This is a genomic window from Cupriavidus sp. 01L43, assembly GCF_056399925.1.
On sequence record NZ_JBFTSH010000044.1, the window covers coordinates 1 to 1,007 of the forward strand.

General features: G+C 58.7%; 1 protein-coding gene. It reads left to right on the forward strand.

Annotated features, from left to right (window positions below):
• The coding region (locus AC1DP9_RS27675; RefSeq protein WP_477109069.1) for a type VI secretion system Vgr family protein at positions 1-1,007 on the forward strand (1,007 nt) is incomplete at both ends.

Sequence of the window (1,007 nt, forward strand, 5' to 3'; positions counted from 1 at the left end):
CGCGCTTCCAGTATCAGATGTCCGATTGGGAAACCATCCGTCTGCTGATGGAGCAGGAGGGGCTGTATTCCTATTTCCTTCCCGGCAAGTTCGGCGAGATGGTGGTGTTTGGCGATGACATTGACCATTACCTTTACAAGCCTGAATTGCGGGTGCCGTATCGCGAGACGGCGGGATTGGAAGCTGGTGTCGAAGCGGTCATCGGCCTTCGTACTATTGCGAAAACTGTCCCCGCATCGTTCCTCGTGGCGGACTACAACCCCGATCTGGCGTGGGAGCCCTTGAAGGGCGAAGCCAATGTTGCGCGCAAAGACAAGACCACCTACGGCCAGCCGTATGTCTTCGGCACCCATCACCTGGATTTCGAAGGTGCCAAGTGGGAGGCGCAGCTTCGGCACGAGGCGGCTGTGGCTTCCCAGGTGGTCTACGAGGGTGAGAGCAATGCGCTGGAACTGCGTCCGGCGCGAATCCTGCGGATGGATCTTGCGCTGGCGGATGCGCCGAATGGGCAGGTCATCACCGAGGTTGTCCACACTGGCGCGCGCGATGCGGCGTATCGGAATACCTTCAAATCGATCCCATCGGATCGGCGTTTCCGGCTGCCGCTGGACGAGGCCAACTGGCCGAAGATCCAGGGCACGCTGAGTGCGCGCATTACCTCCCCGAGCCAATATCAATATGCCTACCTGACCCAGCAGGGTTATTACAGCGTCCGTTTCGACTTCGATTTCGAGGACTGGCCCGGCGGCGGGGAATGCGTGCCGCTGCGATTGGCCAAGCCGTTTGCCGGGGCATTACAGACAGGATTTCACTTTCCGCTGATCGACGGCACCGAAGCGGCTATCGCATTTCGGGACGGTAATCCCAATAAGCCGTACATCGCCCATGTCCACCATAACAGTCGCCAGACGGATCTGATTACCAATCAGGATCGTTGGCTATCCCGCAACGTTATTCGCACGCAGAGCGACAACAAGCTCGAATTCGAGGATTGGGAGGGACAGGAG